This window comes from Streptomyces himalayensis subsp. himalayensis (assembly GCF_013778455.1).
Classification (GTDB): Bacteria; Actinomycetota; Actinomycetes; order Streptomycetales; family Streptomycetaceae; genus Streptomyces; species Streptomyces himalayensis.
The window spans coordinates 497,566-518,605 of record NZ_JACEHE010000001.1; the positions used below are offsets into that span (position 1 = coordinate 497,566).

19 protein-coding genes and 2 riboswitches are annotated in these 21,040 nt (G+C 69.1%); of the genes, 14 read left to right on the forward strand and 5 right to left on the reverse strand.

The window, feature by feature from the left end; genetic code table 11:
• The first annotated feature begins 45 nt into the window (after nt 1–45).
• The 4 genes from H1D24_RS02165 to H1D24_RS02180 all read left to right on the forward strand — a co-directional run bounded on the left by H1D24_RS02165 (nt 46) and on the right by H1D24_RS02180 (nt 4,096).
• Nucleotides 46–813, forward strand: coding sequence for an enoyl-CoA hydratase/isomerase family protein (locus H1D24_RS02165; RefSeq protein ID WP_181655592.1), 768 nt, complete (start codon nt 46–48; stop codon nt 811–813).
• 224 nt (nt 814–1,037) lie between these two features.
• Complete coding sequence (locus H1D24_RS02170; protein WP_181655892.1) at nt 1,038–1,640, forward strand: ATP-binding protein; 603 nt, start codon at nt 1,038–1,040, stop codon at nt 1,638–1,640.
• 432 nt (nt 1,641–2,072) lie between these two features.
• Nucleotides 2,073–2,870 carry a polysaccharide deacetylase family protein gene (locus H1D24_RS02175; RefSeq protein WP_181655593.1) on the forward strand — a complete coding sequence of 266 codons (798 nt, stop codon included), beginning with the start codon at nt 2,073–2,075 and terminating at the stop codon, nt 2,868–2,870.
• Nucleotides 2,870–4,096: a YncE family protein gene (locus H1D24_RS02180; RefSeq protein WP_181655594.1), complete on the forward strand. Its 1,227-nt coding sequence runs from the start codon at nt 2,870–2,872 to the stop codon at nt 4,094–4,096. The genes H1D24_RS02175 and H1D24_RS02180 overlap by 1 nt, the downstream gene beginning before the upstream one ends.
• A gap of 66 nt (nt 4,097–4,162) precedes the next feature.
• Here the strand turns inward: H1D24_RS02180 and H1D24_RS02185 are convergent, their stop codons facing one another.
• Entirely contained in the window at nt 4,163–4,804 is a 642-nt protein-coding gene (locus H1D24_RS02185; protein WP_181655595.1) for a GNAT family N-acetyltransferase, read from the reverse strand.
• A gap of 292 nt (nt 4,805–5,096) precedes the next feature.
• Between H1D24_RS02185 and H1D24_RS02190 the strand changes: the two genes are divergently transcribed.
• Both H1D24_RS02190 and H1D24_RS02195 read left to right on the forward strand, forming a co-directional pair.
• Nucleotides 5,097–6,011, forward strand: coding sequence for a helix-turn-helix domain-containing protein (locus tag H1D24_RS02190; protein WP_181655596.1), 915 nt, complete (start codon nt 5,097–5,099; stop codon nt 6,009–6,011).
• 65 nt (nt 6,012–6,076) lie between these two features.
• On the forward strand, nt 6,077–6,295 hold the full coding sequence (locus H1D24_RS02195) for an EF-hand domain-containing protein (RefSeq protein WP_181655597.1): 219 nt from the start codon (nt 6,077–6,079) through the stop codon (nt 6,293–6,295).
• 144 nt (nt 6,296–6,439) lie between these two features.
• Here the strand turns inward: H1D24_RS02195 and H1D24_RS02200 are convergent, their stop codons facing one another.
• The 4 genes from H1D24_RS02200 to gcvT all read right to left on the reverse strand — a co-directional run bounded on the left by H1D24_RS02200 (nt 6,440) and on the right by gcvT (nt 10,962).
• Entirely contained in the window at nt 6,440–7,807 is a 1,368-nt protein-coding gene (locus H1D24_RS02200) for an L-serine ammonia-lyase (RefSeq protein ID WP_181655598.1), read from the reverse strand.
• Nucleotides 7,808–7,935: 128 nt separating this feature from the next.
• Complete coding sequence (gene glyA, locus H1D24_RS02205) at nt 7,936–9,198, reverse strand: serine hydroxymethyltransferase (protein WP_181655599.1); 1,263 nt, start codon at nt 9,196–9,198, stop codon at nt 7,936–7,938.
• A 116-nt stretch (nt 9,199–9,314) separates the two neighbouring features.
• Nucleotides 9,315–9,692: a glycine cleavage system protein GcvH gene (gcvH, locus tag H1D24_RS02210; protein WP_181655600.1), complete on the reverse strand. Its 378-nt coding sequence runs from the start codon at nt 9,690–9,692 to the stop codon at nt 9,315–9,317.
• A 145-nt stretch (nt 9,693–9,837) separates the two neighbouring features.
• The gene (gene gcvT / locus H1D24_RS02215) at nt 9,838–10,962 is read right to left on the reverse strand and encodes a glycine cleavage system aminomethyltransferase GcvT (RefSeq protein ID WP_181655601.1); all 1,125 of its coding nucleotides are present in this window, start codon (nt 10,960–10,962) and stop codon (nt 9,838–9,840) included.
• 39 nt (nt 10,963–11,001) lie between these two features.
• Nucleotides 11,002–11,133, reverse strand: a riboswitch (glycine riboswitch).
• Nucleotides 11,134–11,248, reverse strand: a riboswitch (glycine riboswitch).
• A 168-nt stretch (nt 11,249–11,416) separates the two neighbouring features.
• Between gcvT and H1D24_RS02220 the strand changes: the two genes are divergently transcribed.
• The 8 genes from H1D24_RS02220 (at nt 11,417) to H1D24_RS02255 (ending at nt 20,962) form a co-directional block, all read left to right on the forward strand.
• A complete protein-coding gene (locus H1D24_RS02220; protein WP_181655893.1) occupies nt 11,417–12,091 on the forward strand; it encodes an AAA family ATPase in 675 nt (224 codons plus the stop codon).
• 192 nt (nt 12,092–12,283) lie between these two features.
• Nucleotides 12,284–13,051, forward strand: a complete 768-nt coding sequence (locus H1D24_RS02225) for an enhanced serine sensitivity protein SseB (RefSeq protein ID WP_181655602.1) — start codon at nt 12,284–12,286, stop codon at nt 13,049–13,051.
• Between the two features lie 271 nt (nt 13,052–13,322).
• A complete protein-coding gene (locus H1D24_RS02230) occupies nt 13,323–14,123 on the forward strand; it encodes an enhanced serine sensitivity protein SseB C-terminal domain-containing protein (RefSeq protein ID WP_181655603.1) in 801 nt (266 codons plus the stop codon).
• Between the two features lie 455 nt (nt 14,124–14,578).
• Nucleotides 14,579–15,577 (forward strand): ABC transporter permease, encoded by a 999-nt coding sequence (locus tag H1D24_RS02235; RefSeq protein WP_181655604.1) that lies wholly within the window; start codon nt 14,579–14,581, stop codon nt 15,575–15,577.
• A 73-nt stretch (nt 15,578–15,650) separates the two neighbouring features.
• Complete coding sequence (locus H1D24_RS02240) at nt 15,651–17,408, forward strand: ABC transporter substrate-binding protein (protein ID WP_181655605.1); 1,758 nt, start codon at nt 15,651–15,653, stop codon at nt 17,406–17,408.
• 85 nt (nt 17,409–17,493) lie between these two features.
• Complete coding sequence (locus tag H1D24_RS02245) at nt 17,494–18,501, forward strand: ABC transporter permease (RefSeq protein WP_181655606.1); 1,008 nt, start codon at nt 17,494–17,496, stop codon at nt 18,499–18,501.
• Nucleotides 18,498–19,598 (forward strand): ABC transporter ATP-binding protein, encoded by a 1,101-nt coding sequence (locus H1D24_RS02250; RefSeq protein WP_181655607.1) that lies wholly within the window; start codon nt 18,498–18,500, stop codon nt 19,596–19,598. The genes H1D24_RS02245 and H1D24_RS02250 overlap by 4 nt, the downstream gene beginning before the upstream one ends.
• The gene (locus tag H1D24_RS02255; RefSeq protein WP_309484177.1) at nt 19,595–20,962 is read left to right on the forward strand and encodes an ABC transporter ATP-binding protein; all 1,368 of its coding nucleotides are present in this window, start codon (nt 19,595–19,597) and stop codon (nt 20,960–20,962) included. Before H1D24_RS02250 ends, H1D24_RS02255 begins: the two co-directional genes overlap by 4 nt.
• The last annotated feature ends 78 nt before the right edge of the window (nt 20,963–21,040 follow it).

Genomic DNA, 21,040 nt, shown 5'->3' on the forward strand with positions numbered 1-21,040 from the left:
CACCTGGGGGGACGACCCCCCAGACCCCCCGCTACGGTGCCTTGCATGACTGTGCATCTCGAAGTCGCCGAAGGCGTCGGCACCATCCGCCTCGACCGCCCCCCGATGAACGCGCTGGACATCGCCGTCCAGGACCGGCTCCGCGAGCTGGCCGAGGAGGCCACACGCCGCGAGGACGTACGCGCCGTGATTCTCTACGGCGGCGAAAAGGTGTTCGCGGCGGGCGCGGACATCAAGGAGATGCAGGCCATGGACCATACGGCGATGGTCGTACGCTCCCGGGCCCTGCAGGACTCCTTCACCGCCGTGGCCCGTATCCCCAAGCCCGTTGTCGCCGCCGTCACCGGCTATGCGCTGGGCGGCGGCTGCGAGCTGGCGCTGTGCGCGGACTACCGGATCGCCGCGGACAACGCCAAGCTCGGCCAGCCGGAGATCCTCCTCGGCCTGATCCCGGGCGCGGGCGGCACCCAGCGGTTGTCCCGGTTGATCGGCCCCTCCAAGGCCAAGGACCTCATCTTCACCGGCCGTATGGTGACGGCGGAGGAGGCCCTCTCGCTTGGCCTGGTCGACCGTGTCGTACCGGCCGCCGAGGTCTACGAGCAGGCCCACGCCTGGGCGTCCAGGCTCGTCCAGGGACCGGCCATCGCGCTCCGCGCCGCCAAGGAGTCCATCGACGCGGGCCTGGAGACGGATATCGACACGGGCCTCGCGATCGAACGCAACTGGTTCTCGGGCCTGTTCGCCACCGAGGACCGCGAGCGCGGCATGCGGAGCTTCGTGGAGGAAGGGCCGGGCAAGGCGAAGTTCCTGTGATCTGTGATCTCGCTCTGTCGAACTCGTTTGTGGACACTGGGAGTTGAGTCGGCGGTCACGGGGTCGGGCGGGCCGGCGTCAGGGCGTCGGCCTCGGCCCGTCGCTCGATGGAGCGGATTCTGCGAGCTTTGAACAAGGTTTGAGGAGTCCTTCCCGGGGGCGTCGCGCGATCACTGGTCGGCGTGAAGTCACCGCAGGCCAGGCGGTGTTCGGCGGCACCTTCACTGCCATGGGCATATGCCCATCCGGCCGCCCGGAGTAAAGGGTTCCAGTACACGTATTCCTGCGGAACCCCTCCGCGGAGCGCTCCGGGCGGCCATGATGGGGGCATGGCAGCGGGGCTGGAGGGTTTCGAGCAGCCGCGACGGCTGGCCGGTGCGACCGCGGCGCGCTGGTCTCCGGCGGTGGAGGACGAACAGGCGCTCAGGGCGCTGGACTTGTACGGCAATCCGGCAGAGGCGGAGGTTTCGCTGCCGTCGCGCCCCGAGTCCGCGGCCAGCGCGCGCCGGCTCGCCCAGGTCGTGGTCCTCCGCCACTGGGGACTCACCCCGAGGCTGACCGAGGATGTCGTGCTTCTCGTCTCTGAACTCGTCGGCAACGCCGTGCGCCACACGGGTGCCCGCATCTTCGGGCTGCGCATGCAGCGCCGCCGCGGCTGGATCCGGATCGAGGTCCGCGACCCCTCGCGCGGGCTGCCGTGTCTGATGCCCGTTCATGAGCTCGACATCAGCGGCCGCGGGCTCTTCCTCGTCGACAAGCTCTCCGACCGCTGGGGTGTGGATCTGCTGCCGCGCGGCAAGACGACGTGGTTCGAGATGCGCGCCTGACGCACACGACCTGACCCGGCGCACGGCACGGCCTTCCCGTACACGGCCTGCCCGTACCCGCTGACGCACAGAAGCCCCCGTTCGTCGTTGTGCGGCGGCTGGGGGCTTCTGTGGAATGCCGTGGATGCGGTGGGGTGGGCTCCACGGCAGCGGTTGACGACCTTGGCCCGGGTCAATGGAGAGGTCGTGTCCCCGACTATGTCAGACAACAGTCATCGATCCAAGGTCCCCACTCGGGCATATGTGCTCAATGCTGGAGAAATGCTGAATGAATCCTTGGTGATCTTGGCCACCCACCTGGTAAATAGCGGCTGAACACGACCGGAATCAGCCATTCTGCAAGAGCTTTTCGGTTGGCGAATGGTGTGAGCCGCGACCCGCAGACACCTGGAATCGGGTCAATCGTTATTCAGCCCGGCAAGTCCCCCTTAGATGGGGCGAGTGACCACTGCCGACCGCCGCTCAGCCCTGCGTACGGGCGCCGGGCTCGCCGTCGCGGGCACGCTGACCGCCGGGTGTTCCACGAGCGGCCCGGCACGCTCCGCAGGACCCCGTCCGGGGGAGCCCTCAGCGCGTCCGGCCCCTGCCGAGCCGTCCGCCGACGTCCCCGGCCCTCGCCGCTTCCCCGGCCTCCCCGCCCAGATCAGTCACAGTCCCCGCGGACGCCCGGAGGTGGCGCTCACCTTCCACGGCCAAGGCGACCCCGCCACCGCCGTGGCGCTGCTCGAGGCGGCCGAGCGGGCGGGCGCCCGGATGACCGTCCTCGCCGTCGGCACATGGCTCGACGAGCATCCGGAACTCGCCCTCCGGGTCCTCGACGGCGGCCACGAGATCGGCAACCACACCCTCAACCACCGCGCCATCAACGCCATGTCCGAGTCCGAGGCGGCCGCGGAGATCAACGGCTGCGCGGACCGGCTGCACCGGCTCACCGGCTCCATCGGCAGCTTCTTCCGGCCGTCCCAGGCAAAGGAGGCCTCCCCGCTCGTCGAACGCCTCGCCCGCAACGCGGGCTACCCGCACGTCCTGTCGTACGACGTCGACTCACTCGACTTCACCTCGCCGGGTCCTGAGGCCGTCGTCCGCACAGTCGGCGGACAGGTGCGGCCCGGGTCGGTGGTGAGCCTGCACTTCGGGTACGCGGACACGGTTGCCGCGCTGCCCGCCCTCCTCGACCTTCTCGACCGCCGCGGACTGCGCGCGGTGACCACCACGGAGCTGTTGACCTGATGCCCCTGCACCTGACCCTCACCAAGCGCGCCGGTGTACTGCTCGCCGGCGCCCTGCTGGCCGCACTCGCGGGCTGCGGCGCCCCGCCGTTCGACCAAGCGGACCAGGACCTCGGCACACAGGGTGCAGCCACTCCATCCGCCAGTCCGACCGTCAAGTCGCCCGTCCAGGTGCCCGCCAGACCGAAGGCGATCCAGGGGCTGGCGGGCATGCCGCCCGTACTCGACCCCGAGGACGTGTATGCGGCCGACCGTCCCGGGAAACTCTCGCCGGTCGTCAAGGACTTCCCGTCCCGCGTCTACGTCCCCAACACCGAGTCCAACACGGTGTCGGTCATCGACCCCGCGACGTACCAGGTGATCGAGACGATCCCGGTCGGCATCCAGCCCCAGCACGTCGTGCCCTCCTGGGACCTGAAGACGCTGTGGGTCAACAACAACCGCGGCCACACGCTCACGCCCATCAACCCGAAGACCGGCAAGGCGGGCGACCCCGTCGAGGTGCACGACCCGTACAACCTCTACTTCACGCCCGACGGGAAGTACGCCGTGGTCATGGCCTCGCTGGACCGCGAGCTCGTCTTCCGCGACCCGCACACGATGAAGCCCGTCAAGACCGTGCCGGTCAGCTGCTACGGCGTCAACCACGCCGACTTCTCGCTCGACGGCCGGTACTTCGTCGTCTCCTGCGAGTTCTCCGGCGAGCTGCTCAAGGTCGACACCGCGCGGATGAAGGTCATCGGCCAGCAGAAGCTGCCCTTCTCGGGGGCCATGCCGCAGGACGTGAAGCTCTCGCCGGACGGCAAGACCTTCTACATCGCCGACATGATGGCCGACGGCATGTGGGTGCTCGACGGCGACAAGTTCACCGAGCCGAAGCTGATGCCCACCGGCAAGGGCACCCACGGCCTGTACGTCAGCCGCGACTCGAAGGAGATGTACATCTCCAACCGCGGCGAAGGCACCATCTCCGTCTTCGACTTCACCCGGAACCAGCTCACCAAGAAGTGGACGCTGCCCGACGGCGGCAGCCCCGACATGGGCGGCGTCTCGGCGGACGGCGATGTGCTGTGGCTGTCCGGGCGGTACGACTCCGAGGTGTACGCCATCGACACACGCACCGGCCAGCAGATCGCCCGCATCCGCGTCGGCGGCGGCCCGCACGGCCTGGCCGTCTACCCGCAGCCGGGCCGGTACTCACTGGGGCACACGGGCGTCTTCCGCTGACCGTGTGCCCGCGCCGACCTCAGAGGGCACGACGAACTCGATGGGCGTGGTGGGCAACGCCCGGTCTCAGAGGGCGACAAACAGTGCCTCGGCCCCGACGGGCCGGTATCCCGCGGCCTGGAAGGCCCGCACGCTGCGGGCGTTCCCGGCCGCCTGCTGGGCCCAGACCACGGCGTCCGCGGGCACGAGATGCCGCGCCGCCGTGGCGAGCTCCCGGCCGAGCCCCCGGTGCCGTACCGCCTCGTCCACCTCGATCGCCGCCTCCCAGCGCCCCGCGACACCGCGGCCCAGCACGAGCACGCCCCCGTCCGCCGCCCACACCCGCACGTCGCCGCGGCGCCTTCGGGCACGCGCCACCCGCGGGTGGTCCGGGTCGTCGATCTCCCGGAGCGCCACTGCCGGTACGCCGGGCAGAGCGGGGGCGACGGTCAGCAGGTCGATGGTGTCCGTCGTACGCCCCGTGCGGTTCATGAAGGCCGCGAGGAACCGCGGGTTCATGGTGGCGGCGAGGGCGTCACAGTCGAGTGCGCGCAGTGTGGCGTGCACCCACTCCGGATCCTCGTCCGTGAACACCACGGAGTGCGCGGTGAAGGCGATGACTCCGGCGTCGCGGTGGTTCTCCTGCGGTACGACGGTGGTGGCGCCGTCGGGCGGCGGAAACTCCCCGTGCGCCGCGGCGTCCAGAATGTCGCGCAGAGCGTCCTTCATCCCCGTGCCCCTCCCTGTGACCTCGTCCTCGTCCCCGGCCCTAGGCCCTGTCGTCAAACTCCCTCCCCCAGCTACCGCTGGGAGGTGCCCCCAGCCCCGCGGCGCCTGGCACGCTCCCCCACTGCCTTAAGGGCGTGGGAGGTGCCCCCACCGCGTCGCCTCCCTCCTCCGCCTTGCAGCTGCACGCACCAGGCGCCGCGGGGCCCGCCCTTCGGGCGGACGACGGGAGTTTGACGACAGGACCTAGCGCCCGCTTGAGTCTCCACCCACTGGAAGGCCCAGACTCCTTCACATGATCGACGACGGCACCGGACTGCTCACCATCGGGCAGCTCTCCCGTCGCACCGGACTGTCGGTGCGCACCATCCGCTACTGGTCGGACGAGGGAGTCCTGCCACCCGTGACCCGCTCGGACGGCGGCTACCGGCTCTACGACGCCGAGTCCCTCGCCCGCCTCGAACTGATCCGCACCCTGCGCGAGCTGGACCTCGGCCTGGACGACGTACGCAGGGTGGTGGCGGGCGAGCGCACCGTCGCGGAGGTCGCGGCCACCCATGTGGCGGCGCTCGACGCGCAGATCCGCGCGCTGCGGGTGACCAGGGCAGTGCTGTCGACCGTCGCACAACGCAGGTCCACCGCAGAGGAGATGACACTCATGAACAAGCTGGCGCGGCTCTCGGCCGCCGAACGGGGACGCATCATCGACGACTTCGTCGAGGAGACGTTCGCCGGCCTCGACACCGCCGACCCGGCGCTCCGCGAACGCATGCGCAACACCGTCGCCGACATGCCGGACGACCCCACGCCCGAGCAGGTGGACGCCTGGGTGGAGCTCGCCGAGCTGGTGCAGGATCCCGAATTCCGGGGGCAGATGCGGCAGATGATCGAGTTCAACGCGGCGGACCGCGGTCCCGACGTTCCGAGTGGCGCTTCCCTGTGGTTCTTCAAGCGGCTCGTGGAGCTGGCGGGCGACGCACGCGCGCGTGGCGTCGCTCCCGAGTCGCCGGAGGCGGCCCGGGTGCTGCAGGAGCTGCTCGGCGACGGAGACCCTGCCGCCGTACTGGAACGCCTCGAGTCGAACGCGCAGCTAAAGGTCGCCCGCTACCGCGAACTGACGGCCATCGTGAACGGCCGCGAGCCCCTGCCCGCGCACACCGAGGAGTTCGCCTGGGTGCTCGCCGCACTCCGCGCAGAACTGGGCCGTTGACCGGCGCACTTGGCCATGCCGTTAATCTGACCGACGTCAGTAGGCACCAAGAAGGGGCGGATCCGGTGGCGGACATCGAGGAAGCACGCAAGGCGTTCGAGCGGTTCGACGTGGACGGCGACGGCTTCATCACTGCGGCCGAGTACAAGAGCGTCATGGCGCAGCTGGGGGACTTTCACGTCACCGAGCCTGTGGCGGAGGCCGTCATAGCCGCCCAGGACACCAACAGCGACAAGCTGCTGTCGTTCGACGAGTTCTGGGCACACCTGAACAAGAGCGCCTGAGACGGCAGACACGGGCGGGCCGGTCACACCCTCTCAAGGGGTGTGCCCGGCCTCTGTTCACGCGGTGCGCGCGGTACGGAGAAAGGCCGCCGGCATGTGGACGCCGATCTCTTCTCTTGTCGTGCGGGTCGCTGAAGCAGGCGCTCAGCACTCGATGATGTTCACGGCCAGGCCGCCCCGCGCCGTCTCCTTGTACTTGACGGACATGTCGGCGCCCGTGTCCTTCATGGTCTTGATGACCTTGTCGAGGGACACCTTGTGGGAGCCGTCGCCGCGCATCGCCATCTTCGCGGCGGTGACGGCCTTCACCGCCGCCATGCCGTTGCGTTCGATGCAGGGGATCTGGACGAGGCCGCCGACCGGGTCGCAGGTGAGGCCGAGGTTGTGCTCCATGCCGATCTCGGCGGCGTTCTCGACCTGTTCGGGGGAGCCGCCCAGGACCTCGGCCAGCGCGCCGGCGGCCATCGAGCAGGCCGAGCCGACCTCGCCCTGGCAGCCGACCTCGGCGCCGGAGATGGAGGCGTTCTCCTTGAAGAGCATGCCGACCGCGCCGGCGGCGAGCAGGAAGCGGACGATGCCGTCCTCGTCGGCGCCGGGCACGAAGTTCATGTAGTAGTGCAGGACCGCCGGGATGATGCCCGCGGCGCCGTTCGTCGGGGCGGTGACCACCCGGCCGCCCGCGGCGTTCTCCTCGTTCACGGCCATCGCGTACAGAGTGATCCACTCCATCGCGTGGGCCAGCGGGTCGCCCTCGGCGCGCAGCTGGCGCGCGGAGGTGGCGGCGCGACGGCGGACCTTGAGGCCCCCGGGCAGGATGCCTTCGCGGGACATGCCGCGCGCCACGCACGACTGCATGACCCGCCAGATCTCCAGCAGGCCCTCGCGGATCTCTTCCTCGGTGCGCCAGGACTTCTCGTTCTCCAGCATCAGGGCGGAGATCGACAGGCCCGTTTCGCGGGTGAGGCGCAGCAGCTCGTCGCCCGTGCGGAAGGGGTACTTCAGGACCGTGTCGTCTAGCTTGATGCGGTCCGCCCCCACCGCGTCCTCGTCGACGACGAAGCCGCCGCCTACCGAGTAGTACGTCTTCTCCAGCAGGCACTCGCCCTCGGCGTCGTACGCCCACAGGGTCATGCCGTTCGCGTGGTACGGGAGCGTCTTGCGGCGGTGCAGGACCAGGTTCTCGTCGAAGTCGAAGGCGATCTCGTGCTCGCCGAGCAGACTGATCCGCCCGGCCGACCTGATCTTCTCGACCCGCTCGTCGGCGGTCTCCACGTCGACGGTGCGCGGGGACTCACCCTCCAGGCCGAGGAGGACGGCCTTCGGGGTGCCGTGGCCGTGGCCGGTCGCGCCCAGGGAGCCGTACAGCTCGGCGCGTATCGAGGCCGTCTGCGTGAGCAGGTCCTCGTTCCGCAGCCTGCGGGCGAACATCCGGGCCGCCCGCATCGGCCCGACGGTGTGGGAGCTCGACGGGCCGATACCGATCGAGAAGAGGTCGAAGACCGAGATGGCCACTGGGAAACTCCTTGGGGGTACTGCTGTGAAACATGGGGCGGGGCACCGCGCTGGTGCGGTCCGTTGCCGGACCCGGTCTGTTCAGTGTGCGCGGTGCCCCATGGGGCCTGTGGCTGTGTGCCGGGTGGCTACTTGCCGAGGGCGGGGTAGAGCGGGTACTTCGCGGTGAGGGCGGCGACCCGGGCCTTGAGGGCTTCGGCGTCGTAGGACGGCTTCAGCGCCTCCGCGATGACGTCCGCGACCTCGCGGAAGTCATCGGCCTGGAAACCGCGGGTGGCCAGCGCCGGGGTGCCGATCCGCAGGCCGGACGTCACCATCGGCGGGCGCGGGTCGTTCGGAACGGCGTTCCGGTTGACCGTGATGCCCACCTCGTGGAGGCGGTCCTCGGCCTGCTGGCCGTCGAGCTCGCTGTTGCGCAGATCGACCAGGACCAGGTGCACATCCGTGCCGCCGGAAAGGACGGAGACACCGGCCTCGGTGACGTCGGGCTGCACCAGGCGCTCAGCGATGATCTTCGAGCCCTCGAGGGTGCGCTGCTGGCGCTCCTTGAACTCGTCGCTCGCCGCCACCTTGAAGGAGACCGCCTTCGCCGCGATGACGTGCTCCAGCGGGCCGCCCTGCTGACCGGGGAAGACTGCCGAGTTGATCTTCTTGGCGAGCTCCTGCGTGGAAAGGATCACACCGCCGCGCGGGCCACCCAGCGTCTTGTGGGTGGTCGTGGTCACGACATGGGCGTGCGGGACCGGGTTGGGGTGCAGCCCGGCCGCGACGAGACCGGCGAAGTGCGCCATGTCGACCATCAGATACGCGCCGACCTCGTCCGCGATCCGGCGGAACGCGGCGAAGTCCAGCTGACGCGGGTACGCCGACCAGCCCGCCACGATCAGCTTCGGCTTCGACTCCTTGGCGAGGCGCTCGACCTCGGCCATGTCCACGACACCGGTGTCGTCCACGTGGTACGCGACCACGTTGTACAGCTTGCCGGAGAAGTTGATCTTCATGCCATGGGTCAGGTGTCCGCCGTGCGCCAGGTTCAGACCCATGATCGTGTCGCCCGGCTGCAGCAGCGCGAACATCGCCGCGGCGTTCGCCTGCGCACCCGAGTGCGGCTGCACGTTCGCGGCCTCGGCGCCGAACAGCGCCTTGATCCGGTCGATGGCGATCTGCTCGACGACGTCCACGTGCTCGCAGCCGCCGTAGTAGCGCCGGCCGGGGTAGCCCTCGGCGTACTTGTTGGTCAGCACCGAGCCCTGCGCCTCCATGACCGCCACCGGAGCGAAGTTCTCCGAGGCGATCATCTCGAGCGTGGACTGCTGGCGGTGGAGCTCGGCGTCGACGGCGGCGGCGACGTCCGGGTCGAGCTCGTGGAGGGAGGAGTTCAGAAGCGACATCGAGATCCCGTTCGGTGCGGCGGTCAATTCGGTTCGTCGGCCGTTACGGCCACCAGGCCGGTGCGGCCGGTCAGGCCCGGTACGGCCGGTGGGCGTGGTACGGCCTGGCGCCGGGTTCAGTTACCGGAGAAGTCGGCGTACTCGTCGGCGGAGAGCAGGTCGGCCGGCTCCTCCGAGACGCGTACCTTGAACAGCCAGCCGCCCTCGAAGGGGGCCGAGTTCACCAGCGACGGGTCGTTGACGACGTCCTCGTTGACCTCGGTGACCTCACCGGAGACGGGCGCGTACAGATCGCTGACCGACTTGGTCGACTCCAGCTCGCCGCAGGTCTCGCCCGCGCTCACCGTGTCGCCGACCTCCGGGAGCTGGGCGTAGACGACGTCACCGAGCGCGTTCGCCGCGTACTCGGTGATGCCGACCGTCGCGACGCCGTCCTCGGCTGCCGACACCCACTCGTGCTCTTTGCTGTAGCGCAGCTGCTGGGGGTTGCTCATGACCTGAATTCTCCTGTACGCGGGGGAGTGGTGGTGAACGGGTGGTCTTTGCTATCCGAAGCGGTCCCGGCCGAAGCGGTCCCGGCCGGTGCGGTGCGGGCCGGTGCGATACCGGACGGCCCGACGCGGACCGTCGGGCACTGTGTCACTTCTGGCGCTTGTAGAACGGCAGCGCCACGACCTCGTACGGCTCGTGGCTGCCGCGGATGTCGACGGCGACACCGGGGGTGCCGGGCTCGGCGTGGGCCGCGTCGACATATGCGATCGCGATCGGCTTGCCGAGCGTGGGGGACGGGGCGCCCGAGGTGACCTCGCCGATCACCTTGCCCTCGGCGACGACCGCGTACCCGGCGCGCGGCACCCGGCGGCCCTCGGCGATCAGCCCGACGAGCTTGCGCGGCGGGTTCTTCTCGGCCCGCTCGGCGGCTTCGAGCAGGGCGGCACGCCCCACGAAGTCACCGTTGTTGGCGGTCTTGTCAAACTTGACCACTCGTCCCAGACCGGCGTCGAACGGGGTCAGCGACGTGGACAGCTCGTGCCCGTACAGCGGCATGCCCGCCTCCAGGCGCAGCGTGTCGCGGCACGAAAGACCGCACGGGACGAGACCGGCCGGGGTGCCCGCCTCGGTGAGCGCCTGCCACAGCTTCTCCGCGTGCTCGGGCGCCACGAACAGCTCGAAGCCGTCCTCGCCCGTGTAGCCGGTACGGGCGATCAGCGCGGGGACACCGGCGACGGTGCCGGGCAGACCGGCGTAGTACTTCAGCCCGTCCAGGTCGGCGTCGGTCAGCGACTTCAGGATGCCGGGGGACTCGGGGCCCTGGACGGCGATCAGCGCGTACGCGTCACGGTCGTCGCGTAGGACCGCGTCGAAACCGGCCGCCCGCTCGGTGACGGCGTCCAGCACCACCTGCGCGTTGGAGGCGTTCGCGACGATCATGTACTCCTGCTCGGCGAGCCGGTACACGATCAGGTCGTCGAGGATGCCGCCGTCCTCCCGGCAGATCATGGTGTAGCGGGCGCGGCCGACCGCCACGCCGCCGATGTTGCCGACCAGCGCGTAGTCCAGCAGGTTCGCGGCGTCCGGCCCTGTGACGGTGATCTCGCCCATGTGGGAGAGGTCGAAGAGGCCGGCCCTGGTGCGTACGGCGTTGTGCTCGTCGCGCTCGCTGCCGTACCGCAGCGGCATGTCCCAGCCCGCGAAGTCGGTCATGGTCGCGCCGAGCGTGCGGTGCAGCGCATCGAGCGCGGTCTTACGGAGGGCATTGCTCATAGAGGGTGCTCCCAGGGCATGACGGCGAGGTCGAGTCGATCCTCCCCATCTGTCATCGGAACCTGAGAGGTTCGCCACGCGCCCGGGGCACGTGGCTTGCACCGTGGGTGGAGCCGTCCGCCACGGCAGTGCTCGACTGCCCGGCTGTGACGGCCCGCTTTTCAGATGTGCCTCGCCCGCGCGGTATCGGGGCCTGAGAGATTCAAGGGAGGGACTTGCTCCTTCGGCGCCCCAGGTCAGGACCTGTCAGGACCTGGACGGCTGAGGGCTCTCCCGCGCGGATTCAAGCGGCCGGTATGCAGTTGGCGCGCCCATCATTGCACGCCTCGCGTGGCACTGTCCCAAGGGAGCAACAGGATTGTTCCGGGAGCAACGAGCCGGTAATGAGCTTGTCTCGCATTACTGTCTCTTTACACTCGTCAGGGCAGAGTGACGTGACCTGACGGGGAGGACGATCACGGTGCACAGGACGAGCGCATACGCGACCACGACCGGGGTGGCGCTGCCGGAGCAGCCCGCCGCCACGGTCGCGAAGAACCGTGGCCGTCTCCCCGAGGCCGTCGTACGCGACCTCCGCGACCGGGCGGGCCGCGGTCCGCGCCGCCTCTCGTTCGCCGAGGGCGACGTCGTCGTCGTCTCGGGACTGCCGGGCAGCGGGAAGTCGACGCTGATGCGGCGGGCCGTGGCCGGAGCGCGCATCGACTCGCAGGACACCCGCGACCGCTGGGACGGCAGGGTGTCCCGCCGTCTCCCGTACGCGTTCTACCGCCCCTTCGTCCGCCTCGCGCACTACGCCGGGCTGCGCCGTGCGCTGCGCTCCGGTGCCAGCGTCGTCGTGCACGACTGCGGAACCCAGGCCTGGGTGCGCCGCTGGCTGAGCCGCGAGGCCCGGCGCCGCGGCGGCACCCTGCATCTGCTGGTGCTCGACGTCACGCCCGACACGGCACTGGCCGGGCAGCGGGAGCGCGGCCGCGGGGTCTCCCGGTACGCGTTCGGGCGCCACCGCAGGGCGGTGACACGCCTGATCCGCTCGGTGGAACGGGGCGAGCTGCCCCCGGGCTGCTCCTCGGCGGTACTGCTGGACCGGTCGGCGGCGGATCTGCTGCGAGCGGTCGATTTCGACCGCTGAGCGACAGCCTGTGGCACCGTTGTGGGCACGCGTTCCGCCTGGGGCGGAACCGGTAGGCGGAACCGGTGGGCACAGCCCACGACGTACGGGGCGTCGCGTAGGGCCTGTGCCCTGCACGTGGGGGGACCGCCCAGCGCCCAGCGTTAGGGTGCGAACCGCAGCAACCAGAGGTTCCGAGCAGGTGGAAGGCACATGGACATCCCGGCGCAGGCGCACCCCCATCCGCACGGCGGGTGGCCCGGCAACGAGCTGGAAGAGGTGCTCGCCGCCTCCCTCGGCGTCCCCACGGCGGGCGCCCGCATAGTGGAGGTGCTCGGCCGCAGCCCCATATGGATCCCCCTGCCGGGCGGCGGCGGCCCCGACAGCCGCACCCTGGATCTGCCCACCCTGGAGATCGACGGACAGGCATACGTTCCCGTCTTCAGCTCCGAGCAGCAGTTCCGCCAGGTCGTGGGCGACCACATGAGTTACACCGTGGCACCCGCCGTCGACTTCGCGCGCGGACTGCCCCCCGGTCTCGGCATGGCCGTCAACCCGGACGGCACGGTCGACATACCGCTGCCGCCCCCTGCCGTCGCCGAGCTGTGCCGGGCGGGACGCACGCCCCTCGACGGCCCCGCGAGCGGCGGCCGCGTACGCCTCTTCGAACCCGACTGGCAGAACGATCCGGTGGACTTCCTGTCCGCGGCGTCCGTTGAGTTCGCGGAGACCGGCATCGTGCTCACCGCTCGCCGCTGCCTCGCCAGCGTCGAGGGCGGCGACCCCGTGCTCTTCGTCGGCGTGGAACTCTCCGAGTGGGAGGGAAGCGCCCGTAACGTCCCGATGGACGCGCTGGGCCGCGCCCTCGGCCGCGTACCCGTCGCCTGGGCGGTGAACCTCGTCCTCATGGACGTGGCCCAGGACCCGGTGGCCGACTGGATGCGCGAAAAGGTACGGCCGTTCTACCGCCGCGAACACTGAGGGGCCCCGGGTTCCGCTGTTTCCGGCACCCTGTTCCGTCGGACATGAGCGGTGCGGGTCGGCATCCGGTGCGTCAAGCCGCTGTCAGAACCGCGGCCTAACCTGGTTTCATGTCGGGGCGGGGGCGGGTTTCCGGCCAGGGCCCGAGGGCCGGCCCCGGAAGATGCAGAATGACCCGGTCGGGCCGTGTCAGTCGGCGTATGTGCGTCTGTGCGCCGATCCGGCGATCCCATCGGGTCCGTAAGAGAGCGTCATGAAGGGGCGGTCAAGGGTGAGTGCGTCGGGCACGACTGCTGTCGGGCAGGTCGAGCACATGCTGCGGCAGGTGACGCCCGGGCGTTACGACGCGTACGAGGCGCTGCTGCGTGCGCTCGCCGATCCGGCGACCGGCCAGGTCTGGATGCTGCTCTGGCACGGTCAGGCCGGATCCCCGGACGCCCAGTACGGGAACATGGAGGTCGAGGGGTTCAACTACGCGCCCTGCGTCACCTCCGCCCAGGAGCTCTCGGCCAGCGGCTGGAGCCGCGCCACCGAGGTCGTGAGCGGCCTCGACGCGGCTCGCGCGCTCTACCCCGACCACTTCGGGCTCTGGCTGAACCCGCATGCGCCGGGCGGCGGCGTCGGCATCCCCTGGCTCGACCTGCGGCGCCTCGCCACCGGGCTCGACCGGCAGCCCGCCGGCCCTCTCCGGCTCACCGAACCGGCCATCGCGATCCCGCAGTTCTACGCCCTGCTCACCCAGAACGCCCACCGCACACCCGCGGTGCGGTCGTTGCGCCGCGCCTGGGTGCAACCGGCTCTGGGTGCGCCCTATTTGGCGATCGGCCTTGATGTATACGACACCAGCCCGCCGGCGGTCGACTCGGTGCGGGCGATGATGCAGCAGTCGATCGGGGCCGTCCCGGACGGTCTGCCGGTCTCGACCGTCGCGATGTCCGACGACCACGACCCGGTCGCGATGTGGCTCCGCGCCAACTCCCGGCCGTTCTACGACCGCGAGGCCCAGGCGCCCCACGCCCCCGCGGCGCCGGCCACGGGATACGGCTATCCGCCGCCGGGCGTCACCTACTGAACCGTTCCGTCCAGGCTCCATCTCCGGGTTGCCCTCGAACCGCGAGGCCCCGCCCGCCTGTTCCGACCTGTGGACGCCTGACCCCCCACCATCTACCCGATATGTCCGCTCTGACGGCGTCTGGTGGTGAAAGTGGCGCAGATCTACGCGCGTGAACCCTTTCGGCCCAACTGACCCGCGTTCGAGGGGCGTTCTCGTGCGTCCGGATAACGGAATCTCCAGGACAGCATCACGGTTGCGCATACTTTCTCCAGCAGATCTGGCACTTGATCGTGGGCACGCTGAAGACTCCCCTGTCAGACATGGGTCATCGACCCTTGAGTGAATTCGAGTTGAAGCAACAACTGCGCAGCCAGGCACGCCATCCGGGTCGCTGCGCCAGGAAGCACGTGAAACAAGCCGTAGACAGCGGCGTGTGAAGGCCGGTCACCGCCGGCGAGAAAGGGCAGCGCACTGTGACGGCACCGATCGAGACCACCGGATCGCAGGCCGAAGCCCGGCCCGAGGCCGTGCTGGAAGGCATCGAGGCCAAACAGATCGAGGGCCGGTCCCTCGGGCAGATCGCCTGGACTCGCTTCAAGCGGGACAAGATGGCGGTCGCCGGCGGCATCGTGGTCGTGCTGCTGATCCTGGTGGCCGCCCTGTCACGCCCGCTCCAGTCGCTACTCGGACTCGACCCGAACGCCTTCAACCAGGACCTGATCGACCCCAACACCACGCTGCCCAAGGGGGACTTCGGCGGTATGAGCTGGGACCACCCGCTCGGTGTCGAGCCGAAGTTCGGACGGGACATCCTGGCCCGCATCCTGGAGGGCTCCTGGGTCTCGCTGGTAGTCGCCTTCGGCGCGACACTGCTGTCCAACGCCATCGGGACCGTGCTCGGTCTGATCGCCGGCTACTACGGCGGCCGCGTGGACAGCGTCATCAGCCGGCTCATGGACAGCTTCCTGGCGTTCCCGCTGCTGCTCTTCGCCATCGCCATCTCCGCGACCCTCCAGGGCGGAGCCTTCGGCCTCGAAGGCCTGCCGCTGCACATCCTGGTGCTGATCTTCGTCATCGGCTTCTTCAACTGGCCGTACATGGGCCGCATCGTCCGCGGTCAGACCCTCGCGCTGCGCGAACGCGAGTTCGTCGACGCCTCCCGGGGGATGGGAGCCCGAGGGCCGTACATCCTCTTCAAGGAGCTGCTGCCCAACCTCGTGGCGCCGATCATCGTCTACTCGACGCTGCTCATCCCGACAAACATCCTCTTCGAAGCCTCGCTCAGCTTCCTGGGCGTCGGTATCCAGCCTCCGCAGGCCTCATGGGGAGGAATGCTCAACCAGGCCGTCGACTTCTTCGAGGTCGACCCGCAGTACATGATCGTCCCTGGTCTCGCCATCTTCATCACCGTGCTCGCGTTCAACCTGCTCGGTGACGGCCTCCGGGACGCCCTCGATCCCCGCAGCCGCTGACGTCTGCGACGGCGGCTCCGAGCCGCGTGGCGTCCCACCCAAGTTTCCTACTACGAAGGGGAATCCGACCATCATGCGAAGGTCAGCAATGGCCGCACTCGCGGCCATCAGCAGTGCGAGTCTGCTGCTCGCGGGTTGCAGCAAGGCCGAAGACGGCAACGACACCGACGGCAACGGCACCAAGGCCGCCGCGAACGCCGCAACCACGGGGGTCGTCAACGCCTCCGACAAGAAGGGTGGCACCGTCACCTACGCGATGTCCGACGTCCCGGACTCGTTCGACCCGGGCAACACGTACTACGCGTACATGTACAACTTCAGCCGCCTCTACGCGCGTCCTCTGCTGACCTTCAAGCCCGCGCCGGGCGAGAAGGGCAACGAGATCGTTCCGGACCTGGCCGAGTCCAAGGGTGAGTCCTCGGACGGCGGCAAGACCTGGACGTACAAGATCCGCCAGGGCGTGAAGTACGAGGACGGCACCGAGGTCACCTCGGCCGACGTCAAGTACGCGGTGGAGCGGTCCAACTTCGCCCGCGACGTCCTCTCCCTGGGCCCCAACTACTTCGCCCAGTTCCTCGACGGCGGCGACAAGTACAAGGGCCCCTACAAGGACAAGAGCGACAAGGGGCTGGCGTCCATCGAGACGCCGGACAAGTACACGGTCGTCTTCAAGCTCAAGCAGGCGTTCACGGACTTCGACTACCTGGTCACCGCGCCGCAGACCGCGCCGGTGCCCAAGGCGAAGGACACAGGCGTCGACTACACCAAGAAGATCGTCTCCTCCGGCTCGTACAAGTTCCAGAGCTACGAGGAGGGCAAGTCGGTCACCCTCGTGCGCAACCCCGAGTGGAGCGCCAAGACCGACCCGCTGCGCAAGCAGTACCCGGACAAGATCGTGGTCAACCTGAAGGTCAGCCAGGCCACGATCGACAAGGACCTGATGGCCGGCACCACCACCGTCGACCTCGCGGGCCGCGGTGTGGACACCCAGACCCAGGCCCAGCTGCTCAACAGCAAGGACGAGAAGGCCAACACCGACAACACCTACGGTGGCCGTCTCGTCTACGCGGCGATCAACACCAAGGTCAAGCCGTTCGACAACGTCGAGTGCCGCAAGGCCGTTCAGTACGCCATCGACAAGGTGGCCGTGCAGACCGCCCAGGGCGGCCCGGTCCGCGGTGACATCGCCTCGACCGTGCTGCCGCCGGACGTGATCGGCTACGAGAAGTTCGACTCCTACGCCACCGACGGCAACAAGGGTGACGCGGCCAAGGCCCAGGAGCACCTGAAGGCCTGCGGTCAGGAGAAGGGCTTCAAGACCTACATCTCCGCGCGCAGCGACCGTCAGCAGGAGGTCGACGCGGCCACGGCGATCATCGACTCGCTGAAGAAGGTCGGCATCAACGCCGAGATGAAGCAGTACCCGTCCGGCAAGTACTTCACCGACTACGCCGGTGTCCCCAAGTTCACCGAGAAGCAGAACATCGGCATCATCATGATGCAGTGGGGTGCCGACTGGCCGACCGGCTACGGCTTCCTGAACCAGATCCTCAACGGCAAGGCCATCAGCGAGTCCGGCAACACCAACCTCTCGCAGTTCGACAACGACGAGGTCAACAAGCTGCTGGACGAGGCCATCCAGAACCCGGACGAGGCTGCGCGCAACGCCGCCTACGCCGAGGTCGACAAGAAGACCATGGATGAGGCCGTCATCGTCCCGCTGACCTACTTCAAGGTCCTGCTGTACCGCTCGCCGAACGCCACCAACGTGGTGTCGTCGGCCGCATGGAGCGGTCAGTACGACGCTCTCAACCTCGGTTCCACGAAGTAGCAGCGCGAAGAAGTAGCCCTGGAAGGCAGGTGAAGGCATTGGTGCCCGCGGGCTTCGCGGCCCGCGGGCACCAGCGCCGGTCCCCGTGATCTCGTACATCCTCCGCCGGACAATCGCGGCAGTGATCCTGCTGCTGGTTGTCACCGCGGTCACCTTCGGCATCTTCTTCCTGTTGCCGAGGCTGGCCGGACAGACGCCCGATCAGCTGGCCCAGCAGTACATCGGCAAGAACCCCACGCCCGCGGACATCGCGGCCGTCAAGGCAAACCTCGGGCTCGACAAGCCGGTCTACGAGCAGTACTGGGACTTCATCAAGGGGATCGTCTCGGGCGCCACCTACAACATCGGCCCCACCACGGCCAAGTGCGAGGTGCCCTGCTTCGGCTACTCCTTCAAGAACCACGTCGAGGTCTGGCCGCAGCTGGTGGACCGGCTGCCGGTGACGGCCTCGCTCGCCGCCGGTGCCGCGGTGATCTGGCTGGTGTCCGGAGTCGCCGCGGGTGTGATCTCCGCGCTCAGGCCCGGTTCGTTCTTCGACAGGTCCGCGATGGGCGTCGCCCTGGCCGGCGTCTCGCTCCCCATGTTCTTCACCGGCCAGCTCGCCCTGCTGGTCTTCAGCTACCAGCTGGACATCTTCGGCCGGACCTATGTGCCCCTGACCGAGAATCCCTCGCAGTGGGCCAACACCCTCATTCTCCCGTGGTGTTCGCTGGCCCTGCTGTATTCCGCGATCTACGCCAGGCTCACCCGCTCCGGCATGCTGGAGACGATGAGCGAGGACTTCATCCGCACCGCGCGGGCCAAGGGCCTGCGGGAGCGCAAGGTGGTCCTCAAGCACGGGCTGCGGGCCGCGCTCACGCCCATCGTCACCGTCTTCGGCATGGACATCGGTCTGCTGCTCGGCGGCGCGGTGATCACCGAGTCGGTGTTCTCGCTGCCCGGCATCGGCCAGTACGCCGTCCAGGCCATCACCGACAACGACCTGCCGCCCATCCTCGGAGTGACGCTGCTCGCGGCCTTCTTCGTTGTGCTGTGCAATCTGCTGGTGGACCTTCTGTACGCCGCCGTCGACCCGCGGGTGAGGCTCTCGTGACCGATCTGACCAAGACCGGGGCCGCCGTGGGCGAGCCCGTGGCCGCCGGAGCGGGCCCCGCCCCGTCCGCGTTCCTCGAAGTACGCGACCTCAAGGTGCACTTCCCGACCGACGACGGCCTGGTCAAGTCCGTCGACGGACTCTCCTTCCAGCTGGAGAAGGGCAAGACCCTCGGCATCGTGGGCGAGTCCGGCTCCGGCAAGTCCGTGACCTCGCTGGCCGTCATGGGCCTGCACCGGCTCGGCAACCGTGGCAAGAACGTCCAGATGTCCGGCGAGATCTGGCTCGACGGCAAGGAACTCGTCTCCGCGAGCCCCGACGAAGTACGCCGGCTCCGGGGCCGTCAGATGGCGATGATCTTCCAGGACCCGCTGTCCGCGATGCACCCGTACTACACGGTGGGCAGCCAGATCGTGGAGGCGTACCGGGTCCACCACGACGTCGACAAGAAGACCGCCCGGAGGCGGGCGATCGAGCTGCTCGACCGCGTCGGCATCCCCGAGCCGGGCAAGCGTGCCGATGCCTACCCGCACGAGTTCTCCGGTGGCATGCGGCAGCGCGCGATGATCGCGATGGCGCTGGTCAACAACCCGGAACTGCTGATCGCGGACGAGCCGACCACCGCTCTCGACGTGACCGTGCAGGCGCAGATCCTGGATCTGATCAGGGATCTGCAGAAGGAGTTCGGCTCCGCGGTCATCATCATCACCCACGACCTGGGCGTGGTCGCCGAGATCGCCGACGACATCCTGGTGATGTACGGCGGACGCTGCGTGGAGCGCGGCCCGGTGGACGACATCTTCTACCAGCCCGGACACCCCTACACCTGGGGGCTCCTTGGCTCGATGCCGCGCATCGACCGGGAGCAGACGGACCGGCTCATCCCGATCAGTGGGCAGCCGCCGAGCCTCATCAACGTCCCCTCCGGCTGTGCCTTCAACCCGCGCTGCCCCTACGCGGACGTGCCCAAGGGCGGGATAACCCGCACCGAGCGGCCCGAGCTGCGTGAGATCGGCAGCAGGCACTACACCGCCTGCCACATGTCGCAGGAGGACCGCACGCGGATCTGGAACGAAGAGATTGCGCCGAAGCTGTGAGTGAGACAGAGAAGCCGCTGCTCAAGGTCGAGGGACTGGTCAAGCACTTCCCCATCAAGAAGGGCCTGTTGCAGCGGCAGGTCGGGGCGGTCAAGGCCGTGGACGGCATCGACTTCGACGTACGCACGGGGGAGACCCTCGGCGTCGTCGGCGAGTCCGGCTGTGGCAAGTCGACCATGGGTCGGCTCATCACCCGGCTGATCGAGCCGACGGGCGGCAAGGTCGAGTTCGACGGCAAGGACATCACGCACCTCGGCACCGGCGGTCTGCGACCGCTGCGCCGAGACGTGCAGATGATCTTCCAGGATCCGTACGGCTCGCTGAATCCCCGCCACACGATCGGCACGATCGTCTCGGCTCCGTTCCGTCTGCAGGGAGTGGAGCCGGAGGGCGGTGTGAAGAAGGAGGTGCAGCGCCTCCTGGAGCTCGTGGGACTGAGCCCCGAGCACTACAACCGCTATCCCCACGAGTTCTCCGGCGGTCAGCGGCAGCGCATCGGCATCGCGCGGGCGCTGGCCCTGAAGCCGAAGCTCGTCGTGGCGGACGAGCCGGTCTCCGCGCTGGACGTGTCGATCCAGGCGCAGGTGGTGAACCTGCTCGACGATCTGCAGGCCGAACTGGGCCTCACCTATGTGATCATCGCCCACGACCTGTCGGTCGTCCGGCATGTGTCGGACCGCATCGCGGTGATGTACCTCGGCAAGATCGTCGAGCTGGCCGACCGGGACTCGCTGTACAAGGCCCCCATGCACCCGTACACCAAGGCCCTGATGTCGGCGGTGCCGATCCCGGATCCCAGGCGCCGGGCGGCCAAGAGCGAGCGGATCCTGCTCAAGGGCGATGTGCCGTCGCCGATCTCGCCGCCGAGCGGCTGCCGGTTCCACACCCGCTGCTGGAAGGCGACGGAGATCTGCAAGACGCAGGAGCCGCCGCTGCTCGAGCTGAAGCCGGGCCAGCGGGTCGCCTGCCACCACCCCGAGAACGCCGAGGATCAGGCACCGCAGGACACGGTTCTGCTGTCGGCGGCCGCAGACGCGATCGAGGTCGTGACGGTCGGCGGAGCGGAGCCGGGAGCGGTATCGGTTCCGGGGCCGGCGTCGGAGCCGGATCCGGAGGCGGAGGCGGCGGAGAGGACGGCCAAGCCGTCGGCGGACGATGCTGCCACGGCTTCGGCGGGGACGGGGACGGAGACGGGGACGGAGACGGTGTCTGCGGGGGAGGCGTCTCCCGGGCCGTCGGCCGAGCAGTCGGCCGAGCGGTCGGCCGAGGAAGAGCCCTCCGGGCCGGAACCGTCGGAGTCGGAGCCGTCCGAGCCGGAACCGTCGGAGTCGGAGCCGTCCGCGGAGAAGCCGGCCAAGGAGTAGGCCGGGCTCGCGGTCCGTGGCCGGGCGGGAGCGGGCGACGCGACGCCCTCCCGTCCGGCGGGACGGACCTGTACCTGC

Coding starts and splice junctions, on each gene's coding strand:
- H1D24_RS02165 (WP_181655592.1), top strand. CDS start 46: ATGACTGTGCATCTCGAAGTCGCCGAAGGCGTCGGCACCATCCGCCTC.
- H1D24_RS02175 (WP_181655593.1), top strand. CDS start 2,073: ATGGGGCGAGTGACCACTGCCGACCGCCGCTCAGCCCTGCGTACGGGC.
- H1D24_RS02180 (WP_181655594.1), top strand. CDS start 2,870: ATGCCCCTGCACCTGACCCTCACCAAGCGCGCCGGTGTACTGCTCGCC.
- H1D24_RS02185 (WP_181655595.1), bottom strand. CDS start 4,804: ATGAAGGACGCTCTGCGCGACATTCTGGACGCCGCGGCGCACGGGGAG.
- H1D24_RS02190 (WP_181655596.1), top strand. CDS start 5,097: ATGATCGACGACGGCACCGGACTGCTCACCATCGGGCAGCTCTCCCGT.
- glyA (WP_181655599.1), bottom strand. CDS start 9,198: ATGTCGCTTCTGAACTCCTCCCTCCACGAGCTCGACCCGGACGTCGCC.
- gcvH (WP_181655600.1), bottom strand. CDS start 9,692: ATGAGCAACCCCCAGCAGCTGCGCTACAGCAAAGAGCACGAGTGGGTG.
- gcvT (WP_181655601.1), bottom strand. CDS start 10,962: ATGAGCAATGCCCTCCGTAAGACCGCGCTCGATGCGCTGCACCGCACG.
- H1D24_RS02225 (WP_181655602.1), top strand. CDS start 12,284: ATGGACATCCCGGCGCAGGCGCACCCCCATCCGCACGGCGGGTGGCCC.
- H1D24_RS02240 (WP_181655605.1), top strand. CDS start 15,651: ATGCGAAGGTCAGCAATGGCCGCACTCGCGGCCATCAGCAGTGCGAGT.